Source organism: Streptomyces sp. NPDC014894 (genome assembly GCF_043080985.1).
Taxonomy (GTDB): Bacteria; Actinomycetota; Actinomycetes; order Streptomycetales; family Streptomycetaceae; genus Streptomyces.
In genome coordinates, this window is sequence record NZ_JBIBWD010000013.1 from 181,868 (window position 1) to 197,866 (window position 15,999).

The following is a 15,999-nucleotide window of genomic DNA, read 5'->3' on the forward strand; positions in this document are numbered from 1 at the left end:
GGCCGCGCATTCCTGTGATGGTCATCACGCATGCGCCGTGCATGGACGCGGCACTCGTCGCACGTACGACGCCCCGCCGAGCCCGCGGCCTTCGGAGTGGTCGAGGGCCCGGACCCGCCGCCGCGAGCACGGCCTGCGGTTGATGCGGCGCGGGTGGGCGCCTGCTGGCTCGACCCGCCGCGCTCATCGCGTGACCGACCCGCCGCCCTCACTGCGCGACCGGCCCGGACCGGTCCCGTCCTGCCCTGCGACTGCCCGGGCGACGAGGGGCACGGGAGCGCGCGCTCCCGCCGCTCATCGCGTTCCGCCGACGCGGCGACCGCTCCCGGTGACCCGGCCATTCGATGAGCGCCCGCGCCTGCCCGAGTACGGCCGGCGGGGGGAAGCCCCGCGCGATTGTGCGGGGTGCGGCGTGTCACGCGTTCGCGCCGTCTGCCGCTGGGGGAGCGTGTTGTGACCGGGGTGGATCGATCGTCGGCTTTCGGCGAGGTGCGCGGCGGGCCCGGTCGCCGCGTGGCACACGGAGCCGTCCTGATCGGCTTCGTCCGGCCGGCGGGCCGCGCCGGAAAGGGCGCCGATGGACTCCATCAGGAGGGCGGTACGGTGACGGCGTGGGCAGACCGGCTGGGAGGCGGCTCGCATGGCGGGCCGTGACGCGGCGGCCGGGCCGGCGGTCGAAGCAGCCGCACAGGCCGCCACCGGTGGACCGCGCAGGCGTTCGCTGCTGGACGTGCGCAGCGTCGTCGGGCAGATGTTCGTGTTGCAACTGGTCGTCGTGCTGCTGCTCACGGCCGGCGCGGTGGTACTGGTTCTGGTGACGGCTCGCCAGGAGAGCACTAGAGACGGGGGCAGTACGTCGCTGGCGGTGGTCCAGGGCTTCGCGAACGCGCCCGGCACAGCGGCGGCACTGGACCTTCCCGACCCCACCAGGGTGCTCCAGCCGCGTGCCGAGGAGGCACGAAAAGGCTCCGGCGTCGACTTCGTGGTGGTGTTGAACCGGGCCGGCATCCGTCTGACCCACCCCCGCGCGGACCGGATCGGCAAGCGCACCACCACCGATATGGCCCCCCTGCTGGCGGGGAAGACCGTGGTGGAGGAGCGCGAGGGCACACTCGGACCGCAGATCCGCGCCTACGCTCCCATCCGCCTGACGGACGGCACCGTGGTCGGCGCGGTCGGCGCCGGTGTGACGATCGACCGGATCCACTCCGCCGCCGCCGGGAAGCTGCCCGCCATCCTCGCCGCCGGCGCCGGGGCGCTCGCGCTGATCGCGGCCGGAGCCGCCCTGCTCAGCCGCCGGCTACTGCGCCAGACCCACGGCCTGGGGCCGACCGAGATCACACGGCTGTACGAACATCACGACACCGTGCTGCACGCGGTACGCGAAGGCGTGGTGATCCTGGACGACCAGGGACGCCTGCTCCTGGCCAACGACGAGGCGAACCGACTCCTCGCCCTGCCGCCCGACGCCCAGGGCCGCCCGGTCGCGGGCCTCGGCCTGCCCACCGCCACCGCGGACCTTCTCATGTCCAAGCGCGAGGTCACCGACGGGGTGCACCGCGCGGGCAGCCGGATCCTCGCCGTCAACCAGCGGCCCACGGGCGCCTTCGGAGGGACCGTCATCACCCTCCGGGACACCACCGAACTCCTGGCTCTGTCCACCGCCGCCGAGGCCACACGCCGGCGCCTGAAAGTGCTCTACGACGCCGGCCTCGACATCGGCACCACCCTGGAAGTCCCGCGCACCGCCCGCGAACTGGCCCGGACAGTGGTGCCGGATTTCGCCGACTACGCCACCGTCGACCTGGTCGAGCCCGTGCTCCGCGGCGACGAAGTACAGGGCACGGAACGGGAACTGCGGCGGGTGGCCGTCGTCGGACTGGACGCCGCGGCGCCGCTGTACCCGGAGGGCGACGTGATCCGTTTTGTCGCCTCCACCCCCCAGGCGCGAGGTCTCGAACTGGGACGCCCCCTGCTCGAACCCCGGCTGTCCGACGCTCCCGACTGGCATGCGCAGGACCCGGACCGGGCCCGCTCCATCGTCGCCTTCGGCATCCACTCGCTGATCACCGCACCGCTCACGGCCCGCGGCGTGATCCTCGGCGTCGCCAGCTTCTGGCGTTCGAACAGACCCGAGCCGTTCGACGCCGAGGACTTGGCCCTGGCCGGCGAAGTGGTGGCCCGCGCCGCGGTCTGTCTCGACAACGCCCGCCGCTACACCCGTGAGCACACCACCGCCGTCGCGCTCCAGCGCAGCCTCATGCCGCGCTACCTCCCCGCCCAGGACGTCCTGGAGACCGCCTACCGCTACCTTCCCGCCAAGGCCGGCGTCGGCGGCGACTGGTTCGACATCATCCCGCTCCCCGGCGCCCGCGTGGCGCTCGTCGTCGGGGACGTCGTCGGCCACGGCCTGCACGCGGCGGCCACCATGGGACGGCTGCGTACCGCGGTCCACAACTTCTCGGCGCTCGACCTGCCGCTCGACGAACTCCTCACCCACCTCGACGAACTCGTCGCCCGCATGGACCAGGAACAGACGCCCGCCACCGGCCCGGCCGGAGCGGAACCCGACATCACCGGCGCGACCTGCCTCTACGCCGTCTACGACTCCACGACCGGACACTGCGCCATGGCCCGGGCCGGGCACCCCCCGCTCGTGGTCGCCCACCCCGACGGCACCGTGCACATTCCGCCCAGCCCCGTCTCGCCTCCCCTGGGTGCCAACAGCGGCCTGCCCGTCGAGACCACCGAGTTCACCGTGCCCGAAGGCTCCCGGCTCATCCTCTACACCGACGGACTCATCGAAGACCGCGACCGCGACATCGACACCGGACTCAGCCTCCTCACCGACGCCCTGCGCGGACACCCTGACCGAACACCCGACGAGACCTGCGAATCGATCCTGACCGCGCTTCTGCCCGAACAGCCCCGCGACGACATCGCCCTCCTGATCGCCCGCACCCGCCGCCTCGCCCCCGACCGGAGCAGCACCTGGGCCGTGCCCTCGGACCCGGCCGCCGTCGCCGTCGTCCGCGCCCAGTGCGCACAGCGACTCGCCGCCTGGGGCCTGACCGACCTCGCCTTCACCACCGAGCTGATTCTCAGCGAACTCGTCACCAACGCCGTGCGCTACGCCACCCAGCCCATCCACGTCCGCCTCATTCACGACGGCACACTGATCTGCGAAGTGTCCGACGGCAGCAGCACCGCGCCGCACCTGCGCCGCGCCGCCACCACCGACGAAGGCGGCCGCGGCCTGTTCCTCGTCGCCCAGCTGGCCGACCGTTGGGGCACCCGCTACACCCCCCGCGGAAAGATCATCTGGACCGAGCAGACCCTTGAACCCACCGGCCCGGCATCCGGCGGCGACCCCACCGACGCCCTCCTGGACCAATGGGACCTCAATCCCTGACGTCACCCGCGCTACGGGCCGACCCGTCGCCGTCCATGGAAACGAGATCCGCGGCCGGAGCCGACGGCGTCGAACCGCGGCACGCACCGGAGGCGGCGTCCTGTTCCCCGGCCTGGGCGGCCTGATGGCCCTGCCGCCGGTGACGGGCGTCGCCACCGGCAGCGCTCGTAGCGGCAGATGCCTCGAATGAGGCATCGCCATGGAGATAGCGTCCCGGGGAAGTCCCGACGGTTCGCCGGAACGCCGCGAGGAAGGCGCTCGGCGTCGCGTACCCCACGGTGTGCGCGACCCGGGAGACGGGCTGCCCCTCGGCGAGCAGAGGAAGCGCGGCACGCAACCGCACATGGGTGCGCCAGCGGTCGAAGTGCATGCCGGTGTCGTGGGCGAACAGCCGGGTCAGGGTACGTCGGCTCACCCCGACGGCCCGGGCGTGCGCCTCAAGGCTGCGGGAGTCGGCGGGGTCGGCGAGCAGGGCGTCGGCCACGGCGCGCACGCGGTCGTCGGTGGGGTACGGGACGTCGATGGGGGTGGCCGGCAGGGGGCGCAGCAGATCCAGGACGACCGCCTCGGCCCGTAGCCGGTGGGCGTCGTGGAGGTCGTCGCGGCTGAGGTAGGCGATGAGGTGGGCCAGCAGGCCGTCGACGCCGACCGGCGTGGGTTCTGCCCAGTCCCGGTCGCATCTGTCTGGTTCGAAGTAGAGGCCGCACAGGACCGCCTCGCGGGTTGCGCCGGTCCGGTGGACCACTCCGGCGGGCAGCCACAGCGCCCGGGTGGGCGGCAGGACCCAGTAGGCGTCGTCGACGGCGACGCCGAGCACACCGCGGCGCGCCCAGGCCAGCTGGTGTTGTGGGTGGCTGTGCGGGATGAACCACTGCCCGTACGCCAACGGGAAGTTCCCGAGGACGATCGCGCCCACTCCTGGCGGCACGGCTCCCACGACGGCCTTGGTCATGACCGCCAGCCTATGTCCTCCACGCGATATGACATGGCCTCGTAGCGCATCGCGGTCAGCGCGGCCGGTGCATAACGTCATTCGTATGTTGATCGATCACCCACCGCGCCATGGGCGCTACCGCAGTTCACCGGGGCCGTTCACGAGGACAGGACGCCCGTCATGACGTCGGCGCCAACCACGAGGAAGGACAACGCCCTTGGGCGCCGCGGACCGGCCCTGGTCGTGCTGTGCTTCGTTCAGTTCATGCTGATCCTGGACGACAACGTGGTGAGCGTGGCGCTTCCCAGCATGCGGGAGGATCTCGGCTTCAGTACCGCAGGACTGACCTGGGTCGTCAACGCGTACTTCCTCGCCTTCGGCGGGCTGTTGCTGCTGTTCGGCCGCATGGCCGACCTGTTGGGCCGCAGGCGCGTCTTCCTGACCGGTGTGGCGCTGTTCGGTGCGGCGAGCCTGGTCTGCGGGCTCGCGCAGGAGCCCTGGCAGCTCGTGGCCGGACGGTTCGTCCAGGGCGCGGGCGCGGCCATGGCCAGCCCGGCCGCGCTGGCACTGATCGCGCTGCTGTTCCCCGGTACCGAGGAGCGCGCCAAGGCGTTCGGCGTTTGGGGAGGCATCGCGGGTCTCGGCGGCACGATGGGCCTGGTGATCTCCGGCGCGCTGACCGGCCTGGCGTCCTGGCGCTGGATCTTCCTGATCAACCTGCCGGTCGCCCTCGCGGCCGTCGTGCTGCTCCCACGCCTGGTCCCCGAGAGCCGGGCCGGGCGCGCGGTGCGGCTCGACGTACCCGGTGCGGTACTGGGCACCGGCGCCCTGGTGGCCCTGGTCTACGGACTGCTGCGGACCGGGGAGTCGGGCTGGAGCGACCCGGCCGCCGTCGGGACCCTGACTCTGTCCGTGGTCCTGGCCGTCGCCTTCGTCGCGGTCGAGACGCGGACCGCCGAGCCGCTGGTGCCGTTGTCGTTCCTCTCCTTCCGCATCCGCGCCGTGGCCAACGGGGCGACCCTGCTCTTCTCCGCCGCCATGTACGCGATGGCCTTCCTGTTGATGGTGCATCTGCAGACCGTGCTGGGCTACCGCCCGCTCACGGCCGGCATCGCCTACCTGCCCTTCGGCGCCGGCATCCTCGCGGGCATGTGGCTCTCCTCCCGGGCGGTGGCCAGGCTCGGGGTGCGCCCGGCGCTCGTCACGGCGTTCCTGATCACCGCGGCCGGACTGATGCTGCTGTCCGACGTCGCGCCGGGCGACGGCTACGCCTCCGGAGTGCTGCCCGGCATGCTCGTCACGAGCCTCGGATGCGGGCTGAGTCTGCCCGCTCTGACCGTCGCCGCGCTCACGGGCACCACCGAGGAGAACGCCGGAGTCGGCTCGGCCGTCCTGAGCTCCGTTCAACAGGTCGGCGGCGCCGTCGGGGTGGCGGTGCTCGTCGCTCTGGCTTCGCGCCGCAGCGACGCCTCAGCGGCACAGGGCGACTCCCCGCACGCCGCGACGGAAGGGTTCTCCCTCGCGCTCGTCGTCGCCGCCGCCCTTCTCACGCTCGGCGCGGTCCTCATAGGCGCCCTGCTCGGGAAGAAGCACCGCCCGGAAGACGCGCCCGACGCCGTGGAAGCTCCGGCCGACCACGCACAACGTCCGTAGCCACCGCCTCGATCGGCCCCGGTCGGTACGTGCCTGTCTCACCGGACGACTGCGGGGCGTCCGGTTCGGCTGACGGCTCCCGCACCTCGTGGCCCGTGGGTGCGGGCGGCCGCGCGGCCGGGGCCGTGGTCCGGTCCGTGTTCACTGCCGGCCGTGAGCCCGGTCCCGCAGATGCCGCGGCGCGGGCGGGACCGGGCGGCGTGCGGGGGGTATGACGGGTCAGGCGCAGTTGATGAGGAGGGGGGTGGTGGCGGTGCAGGTGCGGCTGGCGGTGTCGTTGCCGGCCGTCGGGTCGGCCGGGGTGCCGGCGGTGCGGGTGGCGGTGAGGGTGTAGGGGGTTCCGAGGCTGAGGAGGGCGACGGGGACCCTGAAGCTCCGCGTCACGCTGTCGCCCGGGGCCACCGCGGTCAGTGAGCATTCGGCGGTCTGGCCGGTCACGGCGCAGTCGGGGCTGGTGGTGCCGGTGACGGGCAGCTGTGCGGTGAGAGTGGCGGAAGCGACCGGGTCGGGGCCGTTGTTGGTGGCGGTGAGGGTGTAGTCGACGCGCCCGCTCAGACCGGGTACCGGCTGCGCGGTCAGCGCGAGGGCGAGGTCGGCGGAGGCCGGGGTGGGCGGGGTCACCAGCACGACGTCGGAGGGGCTGCGGCCGGTGGTGATCCGGGCGGTGGCGGTGTTGGTGGTCGTGTCGATGAGGGAGAGGGTGCCGCTGGTGTTGCCGGTGGCGTAGAGGCGCTGCCCGTCCTCGCTGATCGCGAGGGTGCTGGGGCGCGGGGGCAGGGAGACGGAGCCGGTGACCGTGCGGGTGGCGGTGTCGACGACGGCCACGTCGGCGCCGGAGTTGCGCGCGGTGTAGGCACGGGTCCCGTCGGGGGTGAACACCGTCTCGAAGGGGTTGCCGCCGGTGGGGACGCTGCCGGTGAAGGCGCCGGTGGCGGGGTTGAGGATGTTCACGCGGTTGTCGGTGGCGTTGGAGACGTAGGCGCGGGTCCCGTCCGGGGTGAAGGTGATGTCGCGGTTGCCGCCGGGGGACGGGATCGACGGTTCGAGGGTGTCCGTGGTGGTGTTGAAGACGGTGATGCTGCCGAACTGGGACAGGTAGAGCCGGGTGCCGTCGGGGGAGAGCGCGGCGCCGGTCGGGGCTGTGTCGATGGCGTGGGTGGCGGTGACGGTGTGCGTGGCGGTGTCGATGACCGACAGGGTCTTGTCGAGGTAGTTGCTGACGAAGGCCCGGCTGCCGTCGGCGGAGAAGACGGGGAACTGGGGGCTGCGGCCGACCGGAACGGTGGCCACGACGGACCGGGTGGCGGTGTCGATCACCGAGACGGACCGGTCGGCACCGTCGTTGGCCACATAGACGAGCCTGTGGTCCGGTGAGACCGCCAGATCGATCGGATTGCGCCCGACGGGAATGCGCGCCAGCACCCTGGTCGCCCCGGCGTCGACCACCGCGACCTGGTTGTCGCTCCGATTGGTCACATACGCCACGGTCGGTTCCGCGACCGCCCGCGGCTTCGCCGCAGCGGGCACGCTCTGCGGCCCGGCCGCCTGCACCGGCGGCGCGAGCGCGACCGCCCCCGCCAGCAGCCCGGCCGCGGGCGCCATCACCAGCAGCCGCTTGTGGAACGGACGTAACCCCCACCGCGACATGAACCTCATCAGCACATTCCTCTCGTACGGCAAGTCGGCCCCGGAAGAGCGGCCGGACGGTACGGCGTACCGTCCGGCGACATCTACCGCCGGAAGTCGACCCCAAGCAGCCGCCCAACAGATCCACTCATATGAATTACCGGTAATCGCACGTGCGCCCGAGAGTGCGCCCGCTGTCGAACGCGAAATCGACTCGATGCGGAGGTGCCGGAGCAGCGGGGGGCAGCACAGCCCGACGGCAGAAATCACGGGGCATCGCCAGCCACAGGCTCGGTCTCGTACAGAGAGATACAGGTCGCCGGGATGTGGGGGACAGCTCCTGCTGGAGATTCTCCAATGTGAGGTCGACATGGAGGGCCCGACCGCGGCCCGGGGCAGGGTTCGGCCCCGCTGCCCGGCGCCGCGCCGCGTGTCATGAGGGTCCGGCGCGGGGTGAGGATCTCCGAGGCGGCCGGACGCGGTCTGCGGTCAGGCGGGCGGGGGCGGGCCGGAAGGAGTCGTCGGAGTGGCACACAATGGGGGCGAAGGCTCTGGAATCGGTCCGGATCGGTACACCGATAGACTTCTCGTCATGGTTCAAGCATCCCCCGGGATGTGGCGGCGCGAGGCGGGCACCGTGGTCCGGGGAGTCGAGCCGCTCCCCGAGTCGGGGTCCGCCATCCTCGCCGCGTCCCGGATCGTTCCCGCTCCCACGGAGTGGTCGGCCCACGCGCATCCCCTGCACGAGCTGGTCTGGGCGCGGGGCGGAACGCTGACGTCCCGCGTGGGCGACCGTGTCTACACCGTGGTCGAGGGGTACGGGTTGTGGATGCCCGCCGGAATGGTCCACGAGGGCTGGTCGACGGCGGGTGCGGAGTTCTTCAGCGCCTTCTTCGCTCCCGATCGCATACCGTTCGCGTTCACGCAGCCCATGGCGATCACGATGACGACGTTGCTGGAGTCGCTGCTGACCCATTTGTCCGCTCCGGACCTCGATGTGGAGGCGAGGGCGCGGGCGGAGTCCGTGGTCTTCGATGTGATCCGGCCCTCGGAGCGTCAGTTCGCGTTGCGGCTGCCCGGCGATCCGCGGATCGACGCCATCGCCGAGGCCCTGCTGCGTGATCCCTCCGACGGCCGCTCGCTGGAGGAGTGGGCGCGGCTGCTGGGAACCAGCGACCGTACGATCACCCGTGCCTTCCGCCAGGCGACGGGCCTTCCCTTCGCCCAGTGGCGTCAGATGCTGCGGGTGCACCGGGCGCTGATGCTCCTCGCCGAGGGCATCGACGTGGCGACGGTGTCCGAGGTGCTCGGCTACGCGCAGCCCAGCTCCTTCATCGTCGCCTTCCGGCGGGTCATGGGGACCACGCCGGGCGCGTTCTCCGGTGCGGCGGCCGGGTCGCCGGGGTGTCCGGAATTCCGTATCGCGTGACCAGAACTCCGGATTGTCGCCACAGCAAGCGGAATATAAGCTTCACCGGGTTAGGTAACCCTTAGTTGCTGTTCTCCGCGTGCGGCGCCGCCGTGCACGGGCGAGCGCGCGGCCTGCCCGGTGACATCGGACAGAGGTTGCCGTAGTCCCCGCCCTCCGACCGTCCGGACATCTTCGTGTTCACAAGTCTCTTCCGGTCCGCCGGGAAGCCCGCGGCCGACCCCGCCGCGGCTCCGGCGGCCGCGCTCATCGGGCACGACCTGGTGCTGCGCTACGACGGCAGACCCGTCGTGCACGGCGTCTCGGTCGCGCTGGAACCCGGCCGGGCGACCGCCCTGGTGGGGCCGAACGGCAGTGGGAAGTCCACGCTGCTGCGCGCGCTGTCCCGACTGCACCGGGTGGACGGCGGCCGGGTGACGCTCGGCGGCGCCGAGGGAGAGCCCGAGCGTGACGCGGCCCTGCTCAGCTCCCAGGAGTTCGCGCGCGAGGTCACTCTGTTCTCCCAGGCGAGGCCCGTTCCCCAGGGACTGACGGTCGCGGAGGTCGTCGCGTTCGGGCGCCATCCCTACCGGCGCGGCTTCGCCGGACCGAGCGCCCGGGACCGGAGCGCCGTCGACCGCGCCATGCGGGTCACCGGAGTGCGGGACATGGCCGGACGGCAGGTCGGAGAACTCTCCGGCGGGGAGATGCAACGTGTCTGGCTCGCGGCCTGTCTGGCCCAGGACACCGGCGTCGTCCTGCTCGACGAGCCGACCAACCACCTCGACCTGCGCTACCAGTTCGAGACGCTCGACCTGGTCCGGGACCTCGTGGAGAAGCACGGCATCGCGGTCGGGATCGTGCTGCACGACCTCGATCAGGCCTCCCGGATCGCGGACGCCGTCGTCCTCATGCGCTCGGGCCGGGTGTACGCGGCCGGCGCACCGGCCGACGTCCTCACCGCCGAGAACATCGGCGAGGTCTACGACATCCGCGTCGAGGTGGAAGTCGACCCCCGGACGGGACGGCTCCGTATCGATCCGCTCGGACGTCACCTCTCCTGAACTCGGTGGCGCGCCTCCCGGAGCGCGGCGCCGGCCGTCTCCCCGCGACGAGCCGCCCCCGGAAGCACCGACGCGCCTTCTCCGCGCCGCCCTCATCACCCACATCACCCGCGAAAGAGGAATCCTCATGAACCGTGCCCGCCGCCTGGCGCTGTCAGCCTCGACCGGCCTCGCGCTGCTCGCCGTAACCGCCTGCGGAACGACCGACGTCGACAAGGCGACGGCCCGCGGCGGCGCCGACGCGCCCCCCGCGTCCAAGGACTGCGCCCAGGACACCACGACCACCTCGACGAAGCCGGTCTCCTTCAAGGACGGCGTCGGCCGCCAGATACGGCTCGACAAGCCCGCCGAGCGGATCGCCGTCCTCGAATGGCAGCAGGTCGAAGACGCGCTGACCCTCTGCGTCACCCCCACCGCCGTCTCCGACGCCAAGGGATACCGCACCTGGACCAGCGCGGAGAAGCTGCCTGCCGGCGTGACGGACATCGGCACCCGGGAGGAGCCCGATCTCGACACCCTCTACGCGGCCAAGCCCGATCTCATCGTCGTCGAGGCCTTCGGCGCCCAGGACGAGATGATCAAGAAGCTGGAGAAGAGGGGCGTTCCCGTGATGGCCACCCGGGGAGCGGACCCGAAGGACCCGATCGGGAACATGCGGAAGGTGTTCAGCATGATCGGCGAGGCGACCGGGCGCACGGACCGGGCGGACCAGGTGCTCCAGGAGTTCGACCAGCACCTCGCGACGGCGAAGCAGCGGGTCACCGACGCGAACCTGCCGACGAAGGACTTCCTGTTCTTCGACGGCTGGCTCCAGGGAGGCAACCTGACCGTACGCCCCTACGCGGACGGCGCCCTGTTCACCGAGATCGGCAAGGAACTCGGCATGACCCCGGCGTGGACCAACGACGTCAACAAGAAGCACGGTGACGGGGGCGTGGACGCCGCCTACGGCCTGGCGCAGACCGACGTCGAAGGGCTCACCTCCGTGGGCGACGCCAACCTCTTCTACGCGAACGACGACGGCGCCGGCGGCTACGTCGTGGCGCTGGGCAAGAACCCGATCTGGAAGAAGCTCCCCGCCGTGAAGGAGGGCCGCGCCCACGCGTTCCCGGCCCGGGTCTGGGGCGCCGGCGGTCCCCGCTCCTGCGCGCAGGCGATCGACGCCTACGTCGACGTACTCGGCAAGAAGTGAGCGCAGTACGCACGGCGGCCCCCGAGTCGGGGCCGCTGCCACCCGCCGGGCTCGGCGGCGGCCCCGCCGGGGCAGCCGTCCTGGCACTCCTCCTCGCCGCGACCGTGCTCGCCGGCATGTGGCATCTGACACAGGGGACGTCGGGCGTCGGCGTCGGCGATCTGGTGGGCCATCTCGCCGGGACGGGCGACGGCGCCCACGGCGCGCCCGTCGGCGAGATCCTCACCGGCTCGCGCCTGCCGCGGCTGTTCGCGGGCATCGCCGTCGGCTTCGCCCTCGGCTGCGCGGGCGCACTGCTCCAGTCCGTCACCCACAACCCGCTCGCCTCACCCGACACCCTCGCGGTCACGTCCGGGGCCTACTTCACCCTCGCGCTCGTCGCCGCCCTCGGCCTGACCGTCCCGCTGTGGGCGTCGGGCGCCGTCGCCTTCGCGGGTGGCCTCGCCGCGGCGGCACTCGTGCTGCTGCTCTCGGGCCGCGCCGCGGGCACCGCGGGCACTCGCCTCGTCCTCGCCGGATCGGCGACGGCCATGGCCCTGGACGCGGCGACCGGGACGTTCCTCATCCTGTTCGACCAGAACACGACCGGCCTCTTCGCCTGGGGGAGCGGCTCGCTGGCGCAGCTGAACATCGACGCGTCGGTACGCGCCGCCCCTCTCGTCGCCGTGACGCTGTGCCTGGCTCTGGCACTGTCCCGACGGCTGGACGTGATGCATCTGGGCGACGACGCCGCGTCGACCCTCGGCGTGCCGATCCGGACCACCCGCGTGACCGCCGTGATCTGCGCGGTACTGCTGACCAGCACGGCGGTGACCCTGGCGGGTCCGATCGGCTTCGTCGGTCTCGGCGCCCCCGTCCTCGCCCGGCTGATCGCGGGACGCGTCCACGCGTTGCGCCGGCACCTGTTCCTGATCCCCGCGGCCGGCCTGCTCGGCGCGCTGCTCATTCTGCTCGCGGACGCGGCCCTGCGGGCGATCCAGGGGGCGGACGGGGCCGCCGCCATCCCCACCGGCGTGCCGACCGCGCTGCTCGGCTCCGCCGTGATCGTGATCCTCGCCCTGCGACTGCGTGACACCGGGCAGATCCGGCAGCCCCCGCGCGCGAAGGTCGCCGCACGCTCGCGCCGCGCGTTCCTCCTCGTCACCTCCGGCGCGGTGACGCTGCTCGCCGGAGCGGCCCTCACGGCCGTCCTCGCGGGAAGCCTGTGGCTGCGGACCGGGGACATCGTCCTGTGGCTCCACGGCACGGCTCCGGATCTGGTGGGCCAGGCGCTCGACGACCGGGTCCCGCGCGTGGCCGCCGCGATCCTGGCCGGTGCGGCACTCGGACTGGCCGGCTGCGTCGTGCAGAGCGCGGTACGCAATCCTCTGGCGGAGCCCGGAGTGCTCGGCATCACGGCGGGCGCCGGTCTCGGCGCGGCGAGCGTCGCGACCTCGGGGCTGTCCGGTGGACGGACGGTCCTCGTCGTGGCGGCGGTCGCGGCCGGGCTGATCACGTTCGCGGTGATCGCCCTGCTCGCCCGGCGCGGTGGATTCCTGCCCGACCGGTTCGTGCTGATCGGCATCGGCATGGGGTACGGCCTCAGCGCGGTCACCACCTTCCTGCTGCTGCGCGCGGACCCGTACAACACCCCCCGTATCTTCACCTGGCTCTCCGGCACCACCTACGGCCGGACCTTTCCCGACGTCGTCCCGGTCGCGGTGGGCCTGGCGCTCGCCCTGCCCGTTCTGCTGTCCATGCGCGGTCGGCTCGATCTGCTCGCCGTCGACGAGGACACCCCGCGCGTCGTCGGAGTCAGGGTGGAACGCACCCGCTTCGCCGCTCTGGCGATCGCCGCGGTGCTCGCGGCGCTCAGCGTGGTCGCCGTCGGCGTCGTCGGCTTCGTGGGGCTCGTCGCCCCGCACCTCGCCCGATCCCTGGTGGGCGCCCGGCACAGCCGTTCCATCCCGGTCGCGATGCTCCTCGGCGGCGTACTGGTGTGTGCGGCGGACGCCCTCGGCCGTACCGTCGTCGCCCCCGCCCAAGTGCCGGCGGGCCTCATGATCGCGCTCGTCGGCGGACCGTACTTCGTATGGGTGCTCCGGAAGTCCCGCGCATGACCCCACGGCAGGGGACCGGGTCCGCACGGCCCTCCCCTCCTCTCTCTGTCCCTCGCCCCCGCCGACCCGCCAGGAGTACCGGAATGCCGCCCCGCCAGGAACCGCCCGAGCGGCCCACCGAGCCCGAGCGCCCCGTGGAAAGCCTCGTCGTCCCCTACGAGCCGGACGCCCCGCCGCCCGGTCTCGCGCCCCTCGTCGGCGACGAGGTGCGGGAGCGCTGGCGTGCCGTCGACCGCTCCGCCCACGCGCCCCGTCTCGTGGCCGTTCCCGGAGACGACCGCGAGGAGTGGACCGCCGCGGCGCTCGTGACAGCCCGCCCGAACACGGCCTATCTGAAGATCGTCGACGCCGTCGGCGACGTGCGGGCCGCCGTGGAAGCGGTCGTCGCCCTCGCGGGCCGCCGAGGGCTCGCACAGGTCAAGTGGGAGGGGTGGACGGCGCGTGCCGAGGACGTCGCCGCCGCCGGATTCACCGCGCTGAGGACTCCGCTGACGCAATCGGAGGGCGCGGCCGGACCGGCTGCCGGATACGTCCGCTGGCTGCGCGAAGGCGTCACGAGCACGCCTCTGTACTACGGGCAGACCACGCACTTCACCTGCGGAGCCGTCACCGCTCTGGTCGCCCGGGCGCACGCGGGCGCGCTGGAGTGGGAGGCACTCGACCGGCAGGCGGAGCTGACGCTGTGGCGCGACGCCACCAACTTCCTCGCGTGCGAGCCCGTCGGGCTGGGCGTCGCCGTGCACCGGGCCTGGCCCTCGTCCCAGGTCAGGGTCCACCTGGACACGGACCAGCCGGTGCTGCTCGACCACTACCCGGAGAACGATCGGGAGTGGCGTGCCCTGCTCCAGCGCGCCTCCAGGAAGGACGCGGAGCGCACCGGTGTCCCCATGGACCCGAGCCGTCTCTCCCTGAGCGCGGTCCGGGAAGCGATCGGCCGGCGCGAGCACGTACTGCTCCTGCTCTCGCTCGCCGGGATGCAGGGATTCGACGTGCCGCACTGGGTGCTCTGTCACGGCGTCGTACCCGGCGCCGTCGTGATCGAGGATCCGTGGAGCAACGCGACGACGGGCGACACCTGGGTCGACGCCCATCTCCTGCCGGTGTCCGACGCGTCGCTCGACACGATGTCGGTCCTGTCGCCGCAGAGCTTCCGCGGTGCGGTGACCATCGGTCCTCCGCACGAGTTGGACGCGACGCCCGGCTCATGAACGAACACCATGATCCACTGTGCCGGTGCTCCGGGAAGGAAGCGACAGCGATGGAGATTCGACCCACGGCCGACGAGGACCTGGAGCTGTTCGTCGACACGATCCACACGGCGTTCGGGCACTTTCCCGAAGCCCCGGTCGCGGAGGGCGGACGCTGGTGGTCGGCGCTCGAGATGGACCGCGGCCTGCTCGCCCTGTCCGAGGACGGCCGGCCCGTCGGCACCGCCGCCGCGTACTCCTTCGAACTCACCCTGCCCGGCCGGCACGTCGTTCCCGTCACCGGGGTGAGCGCGGTCGGCGTCCTGCCCTCGCACCGGCGGCGCGGCGTGCTCAGCGCGTTGATGCGGCGGCAGCTCTCCGAGGTGCGGGCCCGGGGCGAGTTCCTCTCGGTACTGCTGGCTTCCGAGGCTCCGATCTACGGCAGGTTCGGCTACGGACCGGCGACCTTCACCACCCGGCTGACGGTGCCGCGCCACCGAGCCGCCCTCGCCGCGCCCCGGTCGCGTACGTCGGCCGACGCACCGGCGTCCGACGCGGACAGCGGCACGGTCGAGGTGATGCGGCGCTCCGCGTGCGACAGGATCCTCGAAGAGGTGTACGACCGGTACCGCCGCGCCCAGCCCGGCGCGCTGTCCCGGCCGCACCGCTGGTGGGCGCTGGGAGCGGGGCAGGCGCCGGTCTCCTCGGCGCCGCGCTACATCGCGGTCCACCGGGACGCCCACGGTGTGGCGGACGGGTACGCCTGCTACTCGATCGGAGAGGGCGGCACCTTGACGGTCGACGAGACCATCGCCACCGATGACACGGTCTTCACGGCCCTGGCCCGGTTCGTCCTCGGGCACGACCTGGTCTCACAGGCCGTGTTCCGGCACGTCCCGCCCGAGCACCCGCTGCGCTGGCAGCTCGCGGACTTCCGGGCCGGCGAGGTCGGCGAGTACGCCGACTGGCTGTGGGCGCGTCTCCTCGACGTCCCTCGCGCCCTCACAGCACGCGGCTGGTTCGCGGACGGCGACCTCGTCCTCGACGTGGACGACCCGTTCCTCGGGGAACACGGCCGCTATCTGCTGACCGTCCGCGAGGGCAGAGCGGCCTGTGTCCCCACAGACCGGCAACCCGATCTGTCCCTGGACATACGCGACCTCAGCTCGCTCTACCTGGGCGGCATCGCCCCCAGCACGCTCGTCCGCGCGGGACACGTCCGGGCCCGCCACCCGGGCGCCGTCTCCCTGGCGGACGCCCTTTTCCGTACCGAACGCCCCCCACACTGCCTGCACTGGTTCTGAGCGCCGCCTGCGCGGGCCCACCCACCGGATCAGCTCGTCCGGCGGGGATCCGGCACGCGCGACGAGACAGGCCGGCAGGACGCAGAGACGCTCGCCGCCGGAACCGGCCCGGTGTGGGCC

The 15,999-nt window shown here is 72.6% G+C and carries 8 protein-coding genes and 2 pseudogenes; 8 read left to right on the forward strand and 2 right to left on the reverse strand.

Going from position 1 to position 15,999, the window contains the following annotated elements; translation table 11 throughout:
* Positions 1–640 precede the first annotated feature (640 nt).
* Positions 641–3,412, forward strand: coding sequence for a SpoIIE family protein phosphatase (locus ACF089_RS28290; RefSeq protein WP_392032325.1), 2,772 nt, complete (start codon positions 641–643; stop codon positions 3,410–3,412).
* Between the two features lie 193 nt (positions 3,413–3,605).
* Here the strand turns inward: ACF089_RS28290 and ACF089_RS28295 are convergent.
* A pseudogene (locus ACF089_RS28295) lies at positions 3,606–4,364 on the reverse strand (AraC family transcriptional regulator); the annotation flags it as partial.
* Positions 4,365–4,526: 162 nt separating this feature from the next.
* Between ACF089_RS28295 and ACF089_RS28300 the strand changes: the two are divergent.
* Positions 4,527–5,999 carry an MFS transporter gene (locus ACF089_RS28300; protein WP_392032328.1) on the forward strand — a complete coding sequence of 491 codons (1,473 nt, stop codon included), beginning with the start codon at positions 4,527–4,529 and terminating at the stop codon, positions 5,997–5,999.
* 219 nt (positions 6,000–6,218) lie between these two features.
* Here the strand turns inward: ACF089_RS28300 and ACF089_RS28305 are convergent, their stop codons facing one another.
* The gene (locus ACF089_RS28305) at positions 6,219–7,655 is read right to left on the reverse strand and encodes a beta-propeller fold lactonase family protein (RefSeq protein WP_392032331.1); all 1,437 of its coding nucleotides are present in this window, start codon (positions 7,653–7,655) and stop codon (positions 6,219–6,221) included.
* Between the two features lie 583 nt (positions 7,656–8,238).
* Here ACF089_RS28305 and ACF089_RS28310 point away from each other — a divergent pair.
* From ACF089_RS28310 to ACF089_RS28335, 6 genes and pseudogenes are all read left to right on the forward strand, one after another.
* Positions 8,239–9,112, forward strand: a pseudogene (locus tag ACF089_RS28310) (helix-turn-helix domain-containing protein).
* Positions 9,113–9,230: 118 nt separating this feature from the next.
* Positions 9,231–10,097 (forward strand): ABC transporter ATP-binding protein, encoded by an 867-nt coding sequence (locus ACF089_RS28315; protein ID WP_392032333.1) that lies wholly within the window; start codon positions 9,231–9,233, stop codon positions 10,095–10,097.
* Positions 10,098–10,224: 127 nt separating this feature from the next.
* Complete coding sequence (locus ACF089_RS28320) at positions 10,225–11,289, forward strand: iron-siderophore ABC transporter substrate-binding protein (protein WP_392032336.1); 1,065 nt, start codon at positions 10,225–10,227, stop codon at positions 11,287–11,289.
* Positions 11,286–13,388 (forward strand): iron ABC transporter permease, encoded by a 2,103-nt coding sequence (locus ACF089_RS28325; protein WP_392032339.1) that lies wholly within the window; start codon positions 11,286–11,288, stop codon positions 13,386–13,388. Before ACF089_RS28320 ends, ACF089_RS28325 begins: the two co-directional genes overlap by 4 nt.
* Before the next feature lie 83 nt (positions 13,389–13,471).
* Positions 13,472–14,596 (forward strand): peptidase C39 family protein, encoded by a 1,125-nt coding sequence (locus ACF089_RS28330; RefSeq protein ID WP_392032342.1) that lies wholly within the window; start codon positions 13,472–13,474, stop codon positions 14,594–14,596.
* A 50-nt stretch (positions 14,597–14,646) separates the two neighbouring features.
* Positions 14,647–15,879, forward strand: a complete 1,233-nt coding sequence (locus ACF089_RS28335; protein ID WP_392032345.1) for a GNAT family N-acetyltransferase — start codon at positions 14,647–14,649, stop codon at positions 15,877–15,879.
* Positions 15,880–15,999 lie beyond the last annotated feature (120 nt).

What these genes read in the sequence shown, in the direction of transcription:
- ACF089_RS28290 (WP_392032325.1), top strand. Translation starts at nt 641, where the DNA reads ATGGCGGGCCGTGACGCGGCGGCCGGGCCGGCGGTCGAAGCAGCCGCA.
- ACF089_RS28300 (WP_392032328.1), top strand. Translation starts at nt 4,527, where the DNA reads ATGACGTCGGCGCCAACCACGAGGAAGGACAACGCCCTTGGGCGCCGC.
- ACF089_RS28305 (WP_392032331.1), bottom strand. Translation starts at nt 7,655, where the DNA reads ATGAGGTTCATGTCGCGGTGGGGGTTACGTCCGTTCCACAAGCGGCTG.
- ACF089_RS28320 (WP_392032336.1), top strand. Translation starts at nt 10,225, where the DNA reads ATGAACCGTGCCCGCCGCCTGGCGCTGTCAGCCTCGACCGGCCTCGCG.
- ACF089_RS28330 (WP_392032342.1), top strand. Translation starts at nt 13,472, where the DNA reads ATGCCGCCCCGCCAGGAACCGCCCGAGCGGCCCACCGAGCCCGAGCGC.
- ACF089_RS28335 (WP_392032345.1), top strand. Translation starts at nt 14,647, where the DNA reads ATGGAGATTCGACCCACGGCCGACGAGGACCTGGAGCTGTTCGTCGAC.